Here is a 523-nt window from a genome sequence, read left to right on the forward strand (position 1 = left end):
GCGACAGGGAATCACACCCTGTCATCTAATCAGCTTCCCAGCTCGTCCATGACCTATCAGCGCACCAGTAACTTTCAAATCTCCAGCATTAGTAACGCCGGGGTGGCTAATCGCTCGGTGCCTAATAACGGCTGGAGTGCGTACGCCGAGACGGGCCGCTCTTCACCGCGGACACTGGGTTTACGGCTGCATAACGCCAGCACCTATGTCAGTACGCCGGGCAGCGGGCAATCACACAACCACGGTCACGTCGACGTGCGACAGAAGTCAGTGGCCGTTATTTGGATTATGAAGTTATGAGAATTACAGCAGTCACACAAGATCAGCTCATCGTCATTGATGGTGTGCCGGCCTTCTTGGGACACATCGGCGGCTATGCCATGCGGCAAGGTGAATGGGCGGTTGATTTCAACACCCTGACCGGGCTGGGCCATATCGAATACACCGATAATCGCCCGAATCAGGTCATAGACAGCACAGTGTTTAACGCCGCCTATGCGTGGCTGATTGACGAGCACCAACG

The 523-nt window shown here is 55.1% G+C and carries 2 protein-coding genes; both read left to right on the plus strand.

What is annotated here, in order from left to right; all coding sequences use genetic code 11:
- Positions 1-300: hypothetical protein (locus P0Y67_RS22770; RefSeq protein ID WP_342393715.1), on the plus strand; the 300-nt coding region annotated here is incomplete at its 5' end.
- On the plus strand, positions 297-523 hold a 227-nt coding region (locus P0Y67_RS22775), incomplete at its 3' end, for a hypothetical protein (protein WP_342393716.1). The genes P0Y67_RS22770 and P0Y67_RS22775, both read left to right, overlap by 4 nt.

The sequence above is a fragment of the Photobacterium sp. SP02 genome (assembly GCF_038519165.1).
GTDB classification, from domain to species: Bacteria; Pseudomonadota; Gammaproteobacteria; order Enterobacterales; family Vibrionaceae; genus Photobacterium; species Photobacterium halotolerans.